This window comes from Capnocytophaga stomatis, assembly GCF_002302635.1.
In the GTDB taxonomy this organism is placed as follows: domain Bacteria; phylum Bacteroidota; class Bacteroidia; order Flavobacteriales; family Flavobacteriaceae; genus Capnocytophaga; species Capnocytophaga stomatis.
Window position 1 is genome coordinate 662,111 of sequence record NZ_CP022387.1, and the last position, 16,635, is coordinate 678,745.

A 16,635-nucleotide genomic window follows, 5' to 3' on the forward strand; every position below is an offset into this window, starting at 1 on the left:
GGCAATTCATTGTGAATTGCCTTTTTTATTTCCAGAAAGGGTCAATCGTCTTTAAAATCAATGTGTTTTGCATAAGAAAACGATTTAACTTATCATTCAAATATAAATTATTTACATCATACAACAACACATCGGATTGAGCTGCTAAGGCATATAACTGCTCCGTGACTGTGTTTACGTAAGATGCTATCGGGATTTTGTAAGAATACTCCATTTCTTCCATAATTTCAGAATAAAACGAGCGTATTTCTCTTATTTTGTCCATTCTATCGAATACTTTTTCATCAAAAAACAACAGAAATCTAATTTTTGGAAGTATTTTCTTGGGAATTTGTTGAAAAAAACTTCGTAAATACGGATATTCTAAATCACACAACAGATAAATGTAATTTATTTGATTAATATTATCAATTATTTGATTTAAATTGAGTTTTTCCGTGATAATAATCGATTTTTTATCAATATTTTTAGCATTTAGCAAATCTTCTAAATTGTGAAACAATACTTCTGCATATTTTTCTTCGCAAAAAATTAAACCTTCATTCCACACACATACTGGCTCATATTCAGGAGATTGCAATAAATTTCCCATTGCGTGATATCCTCTTAAATAAGGAGGAAATCCTGCTATGTACTCATTTTCTAAAAATCCTGATTTTGAACTTTTTAGACTTATTTTTTGAATTTCTGAAATTATTTTTTCAACTGCCTTTTCTCTATTTTCTCCCATAATCGCTTCTCTATCAAAGGTTCCACCAATGTTTTTTCTTGCTTTTGCTTTACAAACGGATATAACTCCCATTCTTCTTTTGAGGCAAAACACTGAAAATCAATATTCATTTCTTCTATTTGTTTTTCAAATAAAATTTGTTCTTCTTGGGCTTTTTCCTTTATCTTTTTCTGTAGAGTGTGATTTTTTACCTGCTCTAACAAACCACCTGATTTTTCAATATTTTGAAATAATAGCAATGATTTTTTAGCAATTTCACAAGAAATCGTTTCGAAACTATACATTCCGTTTAAGAAAACTGCCTTTCTATTTTGAATAATTTTTTGTATTTCTTCTATGTTATTAACCTCATTTTCAAGTGTATTTTTCTTATAAATCACTGAATTTTTAGGAATCACAAAATCTGAACCTCCTAAAATTGCACTCTCATAGGCAAGGGAAACGTAATTCTCATTATATTTCGATTTCAAGATTGACAAGCCCCTGTTGGAAGTTTCGGTAATAAAGAAAATTTTTATATTACTACCAAATTTTTCAAAAACACTTTCTGTAACCTGCCTAAACGCCCTCATTTTTGAAATTTCAAACATAAAATTATCTCCTACCGCAACTTTAAAACATATTTTTAATTCATTGATAATAAATTTATTACATATATTTTTAAAATATTCCATCGCTTGAGAAACTCCATAGGCTATCTGCTGAATCATTCCTGCTCCTGCGTTTTGGTACAATGTCGTATCTACAAAAATCACAGGATTTTTATCAGCAACATTATTTATAACTAATTCTAAATCAGATTTTTGATTTTGAAACCATTTTCCTTTTTTGAGAAATTTATGAATACAATCATTACAAAGAAAAATTTCCCGATTACAATTTTGTATTAATTCGTTTATCTTTTGAAGAAATAACAAATCTAATAACTGAATATCAATAAAATAAACTCCATTTTCAGGTAATTGCGAGAAGAATTCACTCCAATTATTTTTTTCAAAATGTAAGGCTATGAAAAAATGATTAACGTTTTTGGAAAGCCAAAAATTAATCCGCTTAAGCGTTTGTTCCGTATTTGAACAATAAAGTGAAATCATCGCTTTTGGTTCTGCATTTACTTCATATGTAAATTGCTTATTTTCAGAAGTGTAAAAAGGGAGTAATGGAATTCCTTCGTGTGATTTATGAACCAATAAATCATTATAATCAGCCCCTTGCAGTTCAAACTGTACGCGTTGTTTCCACTGTTTAGCGGTTGTTTTTGGAGAATCTTTGAAATACATTTCTATCATAAAAAAATAAGATTCCAAAGTTATGAAAATTATTTCATTTTTTGGAATCTTAACAGAGATGATTAGCACTCAAATTACAAAATTTGAGCTTGAGAAAAAATAATGTCCTATCTCCCGATAGGTTTAATTAGCGGACGTATATCATTTATATTTATAATGAAATACATATCCATATAATCTTTATTATTGTATTTATCAATGTTTTTATTGAACGTATTGACATTAATATCAGTTGCTTGCATAAAGGAAATTTCAGTTCCTACCATTGTGGTTTCCAAAAGGAAAGGTCTCTTTTTGCCAGAGTTAGCGTAATATCCTAAGTAAACGTGTCCTGGCTGAAAAACCATAAACGCTTCTATTCCTACTTTTCTTAAGGCACTACAAAGAAAAACTGTTCCGTCTGCACAATTGGCTTGTGTATTGTTCATTACCTCATCCGCAAAACGAATGTACTGGCTTACAACGTTAGGATTGGAAGAATTATTACTTGTATCTGTTATACTACTGTATTTCAAACCCTTAGCTCGTAATGTAAGGAACATTGCTCGTACTTGGTTTATGACGTTTATAGCAATTTCATTTGAATTTCCTCCTTGATAACCTGTAAAAGCCTTTAAATCAGTTGTATTGAGAACATCTTTTAGAAAAACATCCACTATGGGGCTATCTTCATTTACATAAGCTCCCATAAAATGGAACAACGGATAAATTTTCCCTTCTAACTTTGCGACCAACACACATTCATTGATAGAAGTGTATCGTATTTTGATGTCTTTACTTCCCAATTTATCGCCTGCTGTGTTTTTGCAGAGGAAAGTAAAATCAGTATATCCGGGTTGCTTCATTTGCTTCAAGGCATCATATTTCCATTTTATTTTTGGAGAAAAACTATTACGACCAGCGGTTACCTCCTGTGTTACTTCCGTTTTGTGATTCAGTACGGTTTCTTCAATTGTAACCTCAATCGTTCCATTTTCTTCTGCCTCAAAATCAATATAGAAAAAATCAATGGCTTGATTTGTTTGTCGCTCCACTTCTGCCAATCCAAAAATAGCCGAGGTGTAAATGGTATTCTTTAAATCTGCTTGAAACCTTACATCGAATACTCCTTTAACAGAAGAACCTTCCTTTCCTTCTCCCGAACAACCTATCAATATTATGCTCAACAAGAATAAAATTGTTTTCTTCATAGCATCTGTTTTTCTGATTCAAATTTACGTTCAAAATAATAGCAAAATATTGTTTTAAAAATATCACAACAATAATTTCTACTTTCATCTTTCATTGAAACCAGAACAAGATTTATCCCAATAAGGAATCCTCATAAATCAGACACCACTAATAACTCAGTAAATACGATTCTCGCTTCAATGATTTGTAGTTAGTTCCATTTTATAAGCAATTTTACAGTACAAAAATACACCTAATATTCGTTGTAATCAATCCCCCTTTTCAGGTATTTTATAAGTTAATATTCGTTAATGTTTCTTGATTTTTTAACAATATATTTATCTCCTCCAAACTAAGTGTCCGTCGCAAGGAATTCCTCTATTTCCGCTTCTGGTTAGTGATATGGCACCGCTATTTTTATCATCAAGATTGTAAAGGTTTCCGTCGGCGGGAATTACTGATATATAACCATATTTACCTCCCACAGCACCCACCCAAGAGCCATCAGGATAATCGTGGTCGCTCCACGCCATACCGCGTGAACCTCGTGAAGTAAAAGCAATGTAATTTCCGTCAGGGGAGAATGTAGGAAATCCTTCGCCGTCCCAGCTTGCCCAATCGTAGGTTTTGCTGGTCGTGATTTGTTTGCGATTGCTACCGTCAATATTGCAAAGCCACAAATGTTTATCCTTATAATAGACAAACTTCGTTCCCTGCGGATTTACCCTATAAGAACCTCCTCCATCGGCAGAGCAGACCTTTTGATACGTTTTATATCCGTCATCGGGACTCATCTTGTAAACGGCATCACCTACCTGAACGTATAACACATTATCAGCTGTCCAAACGGGTTTTCCCCAATCGTTATACCCTGCGGGAGGGTCACAACGACCTACTTCTTTATCTTTATCCGCTTCGATGATAATCGTAGGCATATCCGAATATCCTTGTCCTTCTAACGCAATGTACTTCTCGTTAGGAGAAATAAATGCATCGAGGGGGCGTACATCACCCCATTCGTACTCAAAATCGTGGATATTCTTACCGTCGGTTTTTACTTCTTGATGTGTTACGGGGTCGCTAATATTTCTGTACACAATACGCTTATGATTAAAGCCCTGTACATCAAGGGTAAAAAGTACCTTCGAAGTATCCCACGACACATCATACGTTTGTAAAACTTGTGTCAAACTTACTTTTGCTACATCCTCCGTATATTTGTTATCCGTTAAATTATATACAGATACACCATCAGTAAATTGTATAAACAAATTGCCACTGAGATTTTGCGTTCCTACGCTTAATTCGCTTTCCTTAGCACAAGACACCAAGAAAGCAAACAATATTATTCCGAGCAATGAAATTCTTTTTTTCATCATATCCAAAGTATTAGATTATTACAAAAATTTTTTTTCTTTCTTTTTCAAAAAGGAAAAGTTAAAAACAACCTTTCATTTTTGATATTTTGACTAATTAGCCTCGCGTAAAATAAAATTTAATATTACCTGATTGGGTAGGATAATCCAACATTAAAGTTTGATTATTATCTCTCAACTCAATAGGAAGTTTAAATTGCTGACCATTTTGATTAAAATAATAAGTATCTCCTTGTCTAAACCATTGATATTGTTCTTGCCCCGACTGGCATTCGTTCGTTTTTGGGTCAGGAAGATATAGTTTAAACAAAATGGAGGTAGCATCTGCTTGCAAATAAGTATCTTTTACACAAGGTTTATTGGTTACCTCAACCGTTGCCGATGCATCTTGAATAACACGAATCTTCCAATTACCTATGATTGGGTCAGAATCCGCATTGTTATTTGCTGTAATTTTTGTGTAGGTAGCTATTTCCTCTTTTCCTGTTCTGCTTTGGCTTGCAGGAGTAACCATCGTCAGTTTGCCTTCTTTAACAGAAAACGTATTGACCATCTTGCCTTTTTCGTTGCTAAATGTAATCTGATTTCCTGATACTTGATATGTGTATGTTGCAACTTCCGATTTACAACTTCCGTCGTTTTGTACATCGAAATGATAGAACGTCAATTGGTTATTTTCACGGAATTCCTGCTTCCATTGACGCTCACAATTGTTTAATGCCTTCGGTTGTCCGTCATTTATAAGCGATTCCAATTGCCACATTCCCAGAAGTTCAGAGGTATCCACACTTTCTTTTCCGTCGTCTTTTCCACAAGCAGTAAACAACAATACCGCTCCCATAAAAAATAAAATTCTTCTCATTTTGATTGTGTTTTAATAGTTAATACTTTATCCAAACGTTAGTTTTTAATATTTTCAAATGTTTTTTTTCCTCCTTAAAATACTTGGTTCTTGGTTCTTTAAAACTTACATAGACCCTTCGACTACGCTCAGGGTTACAAACCGAACTTTTTTCTAACTAAAATATCTTGTTACTTGGTTCTTGAAGTTTTTTATATCACTATCTCCAAATCATATTACTAAAATAACCTGCTACGGAAAAGCCAGAACTATCTTTAATCATTACGGCTCCGCTGGTGGGGTCTTTCAAATCATATAGTTTATTGTCGTCAGGAATGATAAATACATATCCGTACGAACCACCCACCACAGTAACGTGAGGCAAACGCGGTTGTAAAGGGTCATAATCTGTCCACATCTGACTAATTGTAGGTGAACCCACAAAGGCTATATACCGCCCATCGGGAGAAAATACAGGTTGATACTCTCCGTCCACCTTAGAAAGTCCTGAGGGCGGACTGGTCGTTATCTGTTGCAACCCGCTTCCGTCAATGTTTTGTATCCACAAATGCTTTTTGTAACGGAAAGCAACTCGTGTTCCCTGTGGATTTACGGCTACATAACCCGCCCCATTACCATTATTAAGATTTAAAACCTGTTCTACTTTCGTGCCATAACCTTCTTTCCAACGGTACAACATCCCTCTGATGGCAAAAAATAATTCATTGTTATGTGTCCAAACGGGTGTAGATTGATAGTCTAAATCTTCTTTGGTGGTGTAAAACTCAGCCAGAAGTTTCCCCGTTTGCGTATCAAACAGGAGCACCCCTCTGTCTTCCCAATAATTACCATCTACGGCGATATATCTTTTATTAGGAGAAACCCGTATCGCAGCTTCATGGTAGAATTGTCCCTCAGAACTTTGTCCGTTATATTGATATTTGAAACCAAATATATTCCCCTCGGAAGGTATTCCATTGGGGTCGGAAATGGTGCTGTACCACGTATATTTCCCTTCAAAAGGTCGCATAATGAAAGTTTGCTTATCTTGATAGGTGTCAAAAGTACGGCTTGTACCTATCGACAATGCAATTTCCTTACTTCCATACGAAAAATCATAGCCCGTAACCCCTGGTCCTCTGTCTGTGTTGGTTACTTTAACGAGTTTTCCTGTTTTAAAATCGTATGAACGAATGCCGTCAGTAGCAAAATCGATGTATAATGTACCGGGGAAATTTTTTAGCGGAGGTAGCTCCCCTCCACCGCCGTTTTCTTTGGAACAAGAACTACATACCATCGTTCCTAAAAGACTTGTTATTAATACTAAAACTTTTTTCATATCCTATAATTTTTTGTGATTAAACTTTTTTAGACCCTTCGACTACGCTCAGGGTGACAGCTGAAATATTTTTACCTTATTTGTCAGGCTGAGCGAAGTCGAAGCCTGTTTATTTATACTCTTCTATTTATTTACATCCCCCTTACCCCCTTAAAAGGGGGAATTTGTGCAGTGAATAATTGATTTATTTTTTTCTTTTAGATTACTTCTACTAATTGTTACTTGATTCTTAAAAACTTTTTCAGACCCTTCGACTACGCTCAGGGTGACAAACAAAACTTTTTTGTAACTTGAAAATACTTGTTACTTGGTTCTTGATAATTTTTTGCACCTTTCTGATTACTGACATCCCCCTGCCCCCTTCAAAGGGGGAGTTTGTACAGTGAATAATTGATTTATTTTTTTCTTTTAAATTACTTTTACCACTTGTTACTTGATTCTTAAAAACTTTTTCAGACCCTTCGACTACGCTCAGAGTGACAAACCGAACTTTTTTGTAACTTGAAATACTTTGTTACTTGGTTCTTGAACACTTTTTCATACCCTTCTACTACGCTTAGGGTGACAAACTAATTTTTTTTTCATTTAGTCAATTCTTTTAAAACATTCCTCCAACACTTTTTGTGAGGAGGAATGTATCAACCAATAATTGCTATATTAAATACTTTAATTATGAAACCTGTTTTTTAGAATCGTCATCTTTCTTTTTGGCTCTTGTACTACGGCTTGCCATAGTTGCAGAAAGTCTGTCAATCAGAACATTGATGCGTGAAGTAAGTTGAATAATTTCATTTGAAGGTTTCAACACATTCAATGCGTTCAGATGGTTTACAATGTTACGATATACTTCATCGATTTCTTTGCGTACTGACTTCAACGGACGTGTACCTGCCTTTGATGAAGCCTTCTCATCACGACGTGTTCGGTACACTTCCATAAAGTTCTGATTTGCTTTTTCAAACCAATCGACCCACCGTACCGTACCGACAAGCTCAGAAGCCTTTTTGTACTTTTCACTTCGCATATCCTGAATGAAGTTTACCGTTTTGCTGTGCTGACTTTCATAGCTTTCCGATATGAAATAACCATATGATTTAATCAATATCAGTAGCAAATCGGCTGCTTCTTTTTCTTCTTTCACAGGACTATACTTGGCGGAATTCACACAAGCCAACAGCCCGCGATAGTAATTACCACTTTCCTTGTCTAACATAGAAAGTGTTTTAGTATGGCTACTTTTTGCCGTACGTTCAAAAGCCCTATTTTCTTCTTCTACCAAAAGAGAAAATTGCTCCAATAATTTTGCTAATTCATCAATATTAGCTTGTTCCAACACTAATTTTAATTCAGATACAAATCCGAAATGTTCGTGATTTTGCAAGGCTTGTATTTTTAGCCCCTTTACTTTGTTGTTCATCTTAAAAAATTTTATTTGGTTATTACTAAAACTATTTTTTGTAGTAAAAATAAGTTAAACTACACTAAAATTGCCGCATAAACAATGCCAAATATCTTTTTTAAAATATAAATATATTATAAAATATATATAAAAATTTATTGACTTATGATGCTATAAGTATTTACATTTATAAAGTTTTTCCATTAGTTACATTTTTTTGTCGCATTCTCCAGTTTCCCTCAAAAGGATACTAAAATTATAACATATAAAGAACTAATAATTAAATCATATTTATTTCTCCTATGAAGGAAACAAAAAGAATGCTTTTTAACCCAATTGAAAAACTTATTACTTGATTCTTGAAAACTTTTTTAGACCCTTCGACTACGCTCAGGGTGACAGCTGAAATATTTTTTAATTTATTTGTCAGGCTGAGCGAAGTCGAAGCCTTTTCATTATATTCTTCTACTTATTGACATCCCCCTGCCCCCTTCAAAGGGGGAATTTGTACAGTGAATAAATAATTTATTCTTTTTCTTTTAGATTACTTCTACTACCTGTTACTTGGTTCTTGAAAACTTTTTCATACCCTTCGACTACGCTCAGGGTGACAATTGAAATATTTTTTAATTTATTTGTCAGGCTGAGCGAAGTCGAAGCCTGTTTATTTATACTTTTTCGACTACTAACATCCCTCTACCCCCTTCAAAGAGGGAATTTGTACAGTGAATAATTGATTTATTCTTTTTCTTTTAGATTACTTATACTATTTGTTACTTGGTTCTTGAAAATTTTTTTAGCCCCTTCGACTACGCTCAGAGTAACAAACTAGACTTTTTTGTAACTTGAAATACCTGTTACTTGGTTTTTGAAAACTTTTTTAAACCCTTCGACTACGCTCAGGGTGACAAACTGAACTTTTTTGTAACTTGAAAATACTTGTTACTTGGTTTTTGAAAACTTTTTCATACCCTTCAACTACGCTCAGGGTGACAAACCAGACTTTTTTATAACTTGAAATATCTGTTACTTGATTCTTGAAAAACTTGGTTCTTTACTCCTCATTAAGGTCTCCATACTAAATGACCATCGCAGGGGATACCGGCAGCACCTTCAGGATTCTTCAAATAGATAGCTCCGCTGTTCTTATCATCAAGATTGCGTAATTTTCCGTCTGCGGGAATGATACACAGATAGCCGAAACGACTTCCGGTTACATTTACATCAAGGTCAGCATCTGTCCAACCTGCTCCTGTAGTTCCTGTTGTGGTAAAAACGATATATTTGCCATCGGGCGAAAATGCCGGACGAGCATCTCCCTTATAGTTCGTTCTTCTGGAAATATCATAGGTGGTAATTTGTCGCATATCACTTCCGTCTGAATTACACATCCACAAGAAATAATCCTTACGAAATACAAACTTTGAACCATCGGGGCTTACCGTCAAATGACTGCCACCATTAAGATTGGAAATAATTTGCTTTGCATCAGCATATTCTCCATCAGGTGCACACTTCCAAACGCTATTACCAATACGGAAATACAACACGTTTTGAGCGTCCCACACAGGTTTCTCGTGATAGTCTAATGATTCTTTCGGATTTGTCCACTCACGTATTACACTTCCTTTATCATTTACGATAACAATCGGCATCTTTGCCCAACGTTGCGGCTCAAGTGCAAAATATTTTTCATTAGGAGCTATTACAGGTTGCGTATCACCAATTTTATCCCACTCGATAGTTACATTAAATCGATTCTTGTCATCATCAACTTTTGCCATTTTCTCCCCCATATCTCGGAGTACAAAACGTTGTACATCTGAATCCCAAGTTTCTGATGCAATCATATATTTTTTACCGTCCCACGAAACATCAAATCCTTTTTTAGTAGAACTTGACCCTATCAGAAATACCGACTTATTGTAACTACCATTAGAAGGTGTATATTTGCCTACTTTACCTCCAAATTGCCAATGTATCGTTCCCGAAATATGACTTGCTGAAGAATTTCCTCCTCCCTCATCATCTTTATTGCACGATACTATCAGCATACTGAATACATATAATAATATTGTAAACATATTTTTCATATTGTTTTTATTTTAAATTTAATTTTTATAACACATTATATACTTATTTCACTTTATAAAAAATATTTTTTATAGAATTATACATATAATTGATATATGTAAAATTATTTTTTTATAAGCATATACATATAGTTGATGTATGTAAAAATATTTTTTTATACCTTTCGACTACGCTCAGGGTGACAGCTCAAATATTTTTCATCTTATTTGTCAGGCTGAGCGAAGTCGAAGCCCCTTTATTTATACTATTCTACTTATTAACATCCCCCTGCCCCCTTCAAAGGGGGAGTTTGTACAGTGAATAAATAATTTATTCTTTTTCTTTTAGATTGCTTTTACTAATTATTACTTGGTTCTTAATAATTCTTGTTCATTCTTTCCCCCTTTGAAGGGGGTAAGGGGGATGTTCTCTTTCTACTAAAAACACTTATTACTTGGTTCTTGAAAACTTTTTTACTTGTTTCTTAAGACGAAATTTCTTTATTCTTTCTGAAAATAGGTGTATCCATCAACCACGATAGTTGCATCGTCTCCTTTTTTGGAAGGCTTCCCATAGAAGAAACTATGAGTACTTGTTGAACCATTGCTATAACGAAGAGTTAAAGTACCGTCGGAAATGGTATAGGTACCTATGTACTTCTGTCCGGAATAGCCTCCGCTTCCTATTCCACTTCCCGATGTTTGGGTGAAAGCAGTTTTATCATTCGAGAAATTGCCTTTACCATCAAAATACAGGTAGCCACTCACCCCCGATGCCGAAAAATTACCTGCTACATCGAGTACGGCAATGTTTTGGAACTTATATCCACTGGGTGGAATCTGGTTCACAAATTCTACTTTGAACATAAAGTAAGTGCCATCGGCTAACATATAACTGTAATTATCCATATATGTATAGTACGACTTCTTGCCAGATTTACTTGTAGTGGTAAGTTTATTACCTTGAATGACGTAATTACCATCTACTCGGGTTTTCCAATCACTCTTGCGAAGTGCTTCGGTATATGTGCCGTCATCTCGCAGGTAGATGGCAAGGTCATATCTATTTGCCCCAAGAAACCAAATACCCGCATACACGCCTGTTCCAGGTTTGGTAGCGTTAGTACCTGTGTTATTATCCCCCGAAGAGCCTCCTTCTTTTTTGAAAACCATATCGAAAGCATCATTTCCAGCTCCGTAGGTGAATTGCAATGTAGTGTTATTGTCACTGAATTTCATCGGGAACTCAGTTTCTTGTCCTTTTTGAGTGATGTAATATTTTCCGTCGCGTTTAGTCCAAGTCCCTGATTCGGTAACACTATTGCAATCCGTGGAATTTTGTGACTTAAGTGCAGAGAAAAATAATTCAAAGTTTGAACTACCTACTGTAAGTTTGGTATTCTTAAAACAAGGTAATTCGGGTTTTGTAACATCAACAATTTGCCCTCCCTGAACGATGGCTTTCAGATTCCAAACTCCTTGGAAAGGCTCACTTGCTTCGGTCTCCTTTCCGCACGAAGCAAAGCAAACCATAACCAAAAGTAATTTAATTTTGTGATTTAGTTTTTTTAAGTTTCTCATTGTTTTTAATTTTTAAGTTCTTTTTTCTAATTTAAAAAACGATTTGTTTTTTACATCCCCCTCAATATCAACACTTTCACAGCGTTATTGAATACAATTGAGGTTGTTATTCAGTCAGCTTCCTTTTTATTGTTTTTTCAACAGTACAAAATTAACAGTCTCGAACTCGTATGTCAATCCCCTTTTTTAGGTATTTTTATATTAATTTCTATATTTTTTTTCGTTTTTATTTTTTATCACTATATTTATGCCGTAAAAAACATCAATCACTTTGCTTAAACATCTCAAAATACTAATCTTAACTGTAACAGTTCTAAGTTTTTCACTGGTGAAGGCTCAAGAACCATATAAACTGCGTCAAGCGGCGAATGAAGCCTCTTCCGACAGAGAAAAGTTCTATATTTTAATGGAACTTGCAAATATTCTCTCACAAGCCGATACCACGCAGGCACTCAAAATACTTCGGGAAGAAGCATTCCATTTAGCCCAAGGAGAACCTTATTTGGAAGGAATTTACTATTTCAACAAAGCAGGAATTTATTTTGATTACGACCATCAAAAAAGTCAGAAATTCTATCAAAAAGCCAACGATTATTTGAAATGGTACACAACCCCAGAAGCTTATCGGTATCGAGCAAGGCTGTGGCATAATTACGGAGTTCTGGAACAATACAACGACCGAGAACATAACCTATTGGATATCACATTGGAATACTGTATTCCTTTTGCTGAAAAATCCGGTGATTCTGACCTTTTGATGGGATATTTTACAGATATCGGTATGATTTTAAGCAATAACAAAGAGTACGACAGAGCCTTAGAATATTATCAAAAATCTCTTGCTGAAGCTCAGAAAGAAAATAAAGAAAATGAAGCTCTCCTCTGGACTTACTTAAATATGTTTGATATTTATCTGGAAAAGAGGGAAGAAGCTCGTGTTTCCGATTTGTACAATAAAACAATATCTCTTTGGAAACAATATCCAAGAAGTAAACTTACAGGTTTCGTTTACCGCAATGAAGCTCGCTATTTTGCTTTCATAGGTAAAACGGAAGAAGCTCTGCAAAGCATAAACAAAGGACTCGATTTCACATCAAAAAATAATGCTCCGTGGGACCAAAATTCTTTAGAATATGAAAAAGTTCGCATTCTTAAAACATTAAATCGCTTTACCGAAGCAAAACAAATCATACAGAAACTTCTAAAAACTTCTATCAATAAAACTATCAAAAAAAATCAATTAAGATTAATCTATGACCTTGCTGACTTAGAAGCAAATCTTGGTAATCACGATAATGCGTATGATTTGATGAAAAAACACAACTCGCTTAAAGACAGCATTATCGAAGAAAAAAACAAGAAAATGTTTGCCGATATGGAGTTGCAATATCGCACTGCCGAGAAGGAAAAGGCTATCATTCAGCTGGAAAACAAAAACAAATTAAATCAAATCCTGCTCTTCGGCGGAATTTCTCTTTTCGGAGTTGTAACTGCTTGGGCTTTATATGCTTGGAATGTAAATCGAAAACGTACCAAAAAAGATTTCTTATTAAGAAAACAGCAACAAGAAATTGAAATTACACACGCCCTTATGGAAGGCGAGCAACAGGAACGCAACCGATTGGCTCGGGAATTGCACGACGGATTAGGCGGACGCATCACGGGAATTAAAATGAATGTAGAAATGTTGTCGCAAAATTCTGAAAAGAAAGAAGAATTGCAAAAGATTGTAAAACAATTAGATATAGCAATTGTTGAATTAAGAAATACTGCTCATAATTTAGACCCTTCTGCTTTGCAAAAATACGGGTTACAAACAGCAATATCCGACTTCTGCCAATCTTTACAATGTGAAAAACATCACATCAAACTTTATACAGACGGGCTTTCCGACTTGCACGACAAAAAATGGCAACTATCCGTTTACCGAATTGTGCAGGAATTACTAACAAATGCCGTAAAACATTCCCAAGCATCTGAAATACAGCTACAATCCACCTTTAAAGACAATCTCCTTCTTATTGAAATTGAAGACAATGGAAAAGGATTCGACCCCAAAAGTATTTCAAGAAATATGGGACTTAACAATATTGAAGCTCGTGTAAATTATTTGGGAGGAAAGATGGAAATTTTCTCCGAAGAAGGAATCGGAACTACCATAAATATTGAATGTAAAATATAATTACCTATGATACGGATTATTATCTGCGATGACCATCCCATAATTAACGAAGGTCTGCAAAGTTTTATCACTTCACATCCGCAAATGGAAGTTGTTGCCACTGCCTCGAACATAAAGCAACTTGATGAGGTTTTGAAAAATGTTATTGCTGATATTCTGCTACTTGATATCCATCTGCCTGACGGAAAAGCCTCTGAAATATGTCTGAGTATCAAGCAAAATTATCCCAATGTAAAAATATTAGGACTTAGCAATGTTGATGATCCTTTCATTATCCAGCAAATGATAAACGACGGAGCTTCAGGTTATTTGCTAAAAAGTAGCCCAATGGCTGAAATTGAAGAAGCTATTTTGCATATTTATAACGGAAATACATACTTAAGTGAGCAGATTATCAATCTTTTAATGCCTTCTGAAAGTAATTCGGAAGAAATCCCTATCATCACTCGACGCGAAAGAGAGGTATTGAAGTATCTTTCCGAAGGGCTTTCATCTGCACAAATAGCTGATAAAATGAATATCAGTCCGTTAACAGTTGATTCACACCGCAAAAACTTAATGCAAAAATTCAACGTAAATAAAACCGTAAATCTATTGCAAAAAGCAAAAGGACTCGTTTAATTATGGAAGAAAATAAATGGTTTGACGAAGAAGAGTTTTTCACTCCCTTCAATGAGGAACTTATCTATAAAATCGGAGAGGCTGATTCTCTGAGCTTTAGAAAGAAAAGCGAACTTTCTCAAGCATTGGCTCTTTATAAAAGTGTTGAGCCTCTTGCTCACGATGAAAGCAATTTTGGCGATGGCGGAAAGTTGTACCAAACAATGTTTTTCGCCCGTTATGCAAATGCTTTGTCTATTGCAAATTTTCCGGAAGAAGCACTAAAAATGAGTCAGTTATCAGAAAAAATAATGATAAATGACGCATCCTCCCAATACACGGAAAATTATCTTTTCTTAGGAAATGTTCACCTCAAAATGAAAGACTTTGATAAGGCAATCACACTATATGATAAAGGAATAAACCATTACAAAGAAAACTTTGAAGATGGCAAGGAAATCGTTTTACTTTGTACACGTAAAGCACTAATATTATTGCACTTAAACAATAATGAAGAAGCAAAAAAATATTTCTTCCTTGCAGAAAAATACAACAAAACATACGAAAAATTAAAACCTTACGCCTTTCAGAATGACAACCAAGCAGAAAATTTGCTACTGTATTTTTTCCTAAAAGAAATCTATCTTAAAGAAAATAACATCAAAAAATCAGAACTTTACAGAGAAAAATATTTTTACTGCTTGCAAAACCTAACCTTGGAAGAAATACTTTTCGAAATTGAAAATAATTTCCTCCTCGAAATAATTGCTGACAAAATTTTAAATGATTTTAGATAAAAATCATTATTGTCCTGTGCGTATGGCCTCAACAGGGTCTAATCTTGCTGCACTCAATGCCGGAATAATTCCTGATAATAAGCCAACTACAAACGAAACTCCCAAGCCAATGATAATATTTTCCGCAGAAAGCACAAATTTAAATTCTTCTATCATATTTGAAGCTACGGAAGTTCCAAGCCATACAAAAAGTAACCCCAAAAACCCTCCAATCAATGCCAAAAGTACAGCTTCAAACAAAAACTGAAATAAAATAAAATGCTTTTTTGCTCCCAAAGATTTCTGTATCCCGATAAGGCTCGTTCTTTCCCGAACGCTGACAAACATTATGTTAGCAATTCCGAAACCACCCACCAAAATCGAAAATCCACCAATAATCCATCCTACTAAATTCATCATACCGATAGTTTCATCAATCATAGCCGTAAAAGTGGACATTTTATTAATGAAAAAATTATTGGGAGCATCTGGTTTTAATCCTCTATATTTCCTAAGACGCTGAACAAGTGTATTTTCAAATTCTTGTACGTCCACATTCTTTTTAGGTTTGATTATCAATGCACTAGGAACCCCCATCGTTCCCGTATTCATAAAATTCCGTATGAAGGTAGAAAGAATCACAACTTTTTCATCAGTATCGTTCATTAAACCATATTTTTTTAAAACACCTATTACCATCATTCTTTTTCCAAAATAACGAACTTCTTTACCAATGGGGTCTTCATCTTCAAAAAGTTGCTCGGCAATCTTATGCCCCAAAACAATGACAGGAGCTCCCGTACTGGACTCGGCTTCACTCATAAAACGTCCGTTTTCTACTTTTATGTCTTCAATCTGTAAAATTTCGGAAGTAGCCGCACTTGCAGGAACATTTTCAATGGTTTTCCCTTCGTACTTTATGGAAGAGTTTACTCCAAAAATCACATAAGATATAGCGTCCATATCAAGAATCTCTTTTCTTAAATAATCATATTCCTGATATGTAACCTGCGGAAAATTAAGTCGTCGCCAACGTGGTACATCTGTTGGAGCAAATGAAAATTTTGAGATAGACATTGTGTTTTTGTCCAATCCCGACAAATTTTCTTGTATGCTTCTGTTTAGTGAATCAACTGCTGACAATACGGAAATGATAGAAAAAATCCCCACCGTAACTCCAAGCAACGACAAAAACGTACGAAGCTTATTATCCCATAATGACTTTATGGCAAAATTGAAACTTTCTTTTAGTAATTGCAGATATATAAACATAATTTTTA

General features: G+C 34.6%; 13 protein-coding genes. 3 read left to right on the forward strand and 10 right to left on the reverse strand.

The window, feature by feature from the left end:
- Positions 1-25 precede the first annotated feature (25 nt).
- The 9 genes from CGC58_RS02950 to CGC58_RS02990 form a co-directional block, all read right to left on the reverse strand.
- The gene (locus tag CGC58_RS02950) at positions 26-730 is read right to left on the reverse strand and encodes a hypothetical protein (RefSeq protein WP_095895044.1); all 705 of its coding nucleotides are present in this window, start codon (positions 728-730) and stop codon (positions 26-28) included.
- Positions 694-2,010: a methylmalonyl-CoA mutase family protein gene (locus CGC58_RS02955; protein WP_198540744.1), complete on the reverse strand. Its 1,317-nt coding sequence runs from the start codon at positions 2,008-2,010 to the stop codon at positions 694-696. Before CGC58_RS02955 ends, CGC58_RS02950 begins: the two co-directional genes overlap by 37 nt.
- A 116-nt stretch (positions 2,011-2,126) precedes the next feature.
- Complete coding sequence (locus CGC58_RS02960; RefSeq protein WP_095895046.1) at positions 2,127-3,209, reverse strand: hypothetical protein; 1,083 nt, start codon at positions 3,207-3,209, stop codon at positions 2,127-2,129.
- 318 nt (positions 3,210-3,527) lie between these two features.
- The gene (locus CGC58_RS02965; RefSeq protein ID WP_095895047.1) at positions 3,528-4,568 is read right to left on the reverse strand and encodes a TolB family protein; all 1,041 of its coding nucleotides are present in this window, start codon (positions 4,566-4,568) and stop codon (positions 3,528-3,530) included.
- 94 nt (positions 4,569-4,662) lie between these two features.
- Positions 4,663-5,427, reverse strand: a complete 765-nt coding sequence (locus tag CGC58_RS02970; RefSeq protein ID WP_095895048.1) for a lipocalin-like domain-containing protein — start codon at positions 5,425-5,427, stop codon at positions 4,663-4,665.
- A gap of 199 nt (positions 5,428-5,626) precedes the next feature.
- The gene (locus CGC58_RS02975; protein ID WP_095895049.1) at positions 5,627-6,745 is read right to left on the reverse strand and encodes a WD40 repeat domain-containing protein; all 1,119 of its coding nucleotides are present in this window, start codon (positions 6,743-6,745) and stop codon (positions 5,627-5,629) included.
- A gap of 670 nt (positions 6,746-7,415) precedes the next feature.
- Complete coding sequence (locus CGC58_RS02980) at positions 7,416-8,162, reverse strand: DUF6261 family protein (RefSeq protein WP_095895050.1); 747 nt, start codon at positions 8,160-8,162, stop codon at positions 7,416-7,418.
- 1,046 nt (positions 8,163-9,208) lie between these two features.
- Positions 9,209-10,228 carry a TolB family protein gene (locus tag CGC58_RS02985; RefSeq protein WP_157909182.1) on the reverse strand — a complete coding sequence of 340 codons (1,020 nt, stop codon included), beginning with the start codon at positions 10,226-10,228 and terminating at the stop codon, positions 9,209-9,211.
- A 489-nt stretch (positions 10,229-10,717) separates the two neighbouring features.
- Entirely contained in the window at positions 10,718-11,797 is a 1,080-nt protein-coding gene (locus tag CGC58_RS02990; protein WP_095895052.1) for a lipocalin family protein, read from the reverse strand.
- A 328-nt stretch (positions 11,798-12,125) separates the two neighbouring features.
- Between CGC58_RS02990 and CGC58_RS02995 the strand changes: the two genes are divergently transcribed.
- The 3 genes from CGC58_RS02995 to CGC58_RS03005 are packed head-to-tail and all read left to right on the forward strand — an operon-like array spanning position 12,126 to position 15,376.
- Entirely contained in the window at positions 12,126-13,979 is a 1,854-nt protein-coding gene (locus tag CGC58_RS02995) for a sensor histidine kinase (protein WP_095895053.1), read from the forward strand.
- A gap of 6 nt (positions 13,980-13,985) precedes the next feature.
- Positions 13,986-14,600, forward strand: coding sequence for a LuxR C-terminal-related transcriptional regulator (locus CGC58_RS03000; RefSeq protein WP_095895054.1), 615 nt, complete (start codon positions 13,986-13,988; stop codon positions 14,598-14,600).
- Between the two features lie 2 nt (positions 14,601-14,602).
- Positions 14,603-15,376: a tetratricopeptide repeat protein gene (locus CGC58_RS03005; RefSeq protein ID WP_095895055.1), complete on the forward strand. Its 774-nt coding sequence runs from the start codon at positions 14,603-14,605 to the stop codon at positions 15,374-15,376.
- A 6-nt stretch (positions 15,377-15,382) separates the two neighbouring features.
- Here the strand turns inward: CGC58_RS03005 and CGC58_RS03010 are convergent, their stop codons facing one another.
- Positions 15,383-16,627 carry an ABC transporter permease gene (locus CGC58_RS03010; protein ID WP_095895056.1) on the reverse strand — a complete coding sequence of 415 codons (1,245 nt, stop codon included), beginning with the start codon at positions 16,625-16,627 and terminating at the stop codon, positions 15,383-15,385.
- Between the last annotated feature and the right edge of the window lie 8 nt (positions 16,628-16,635).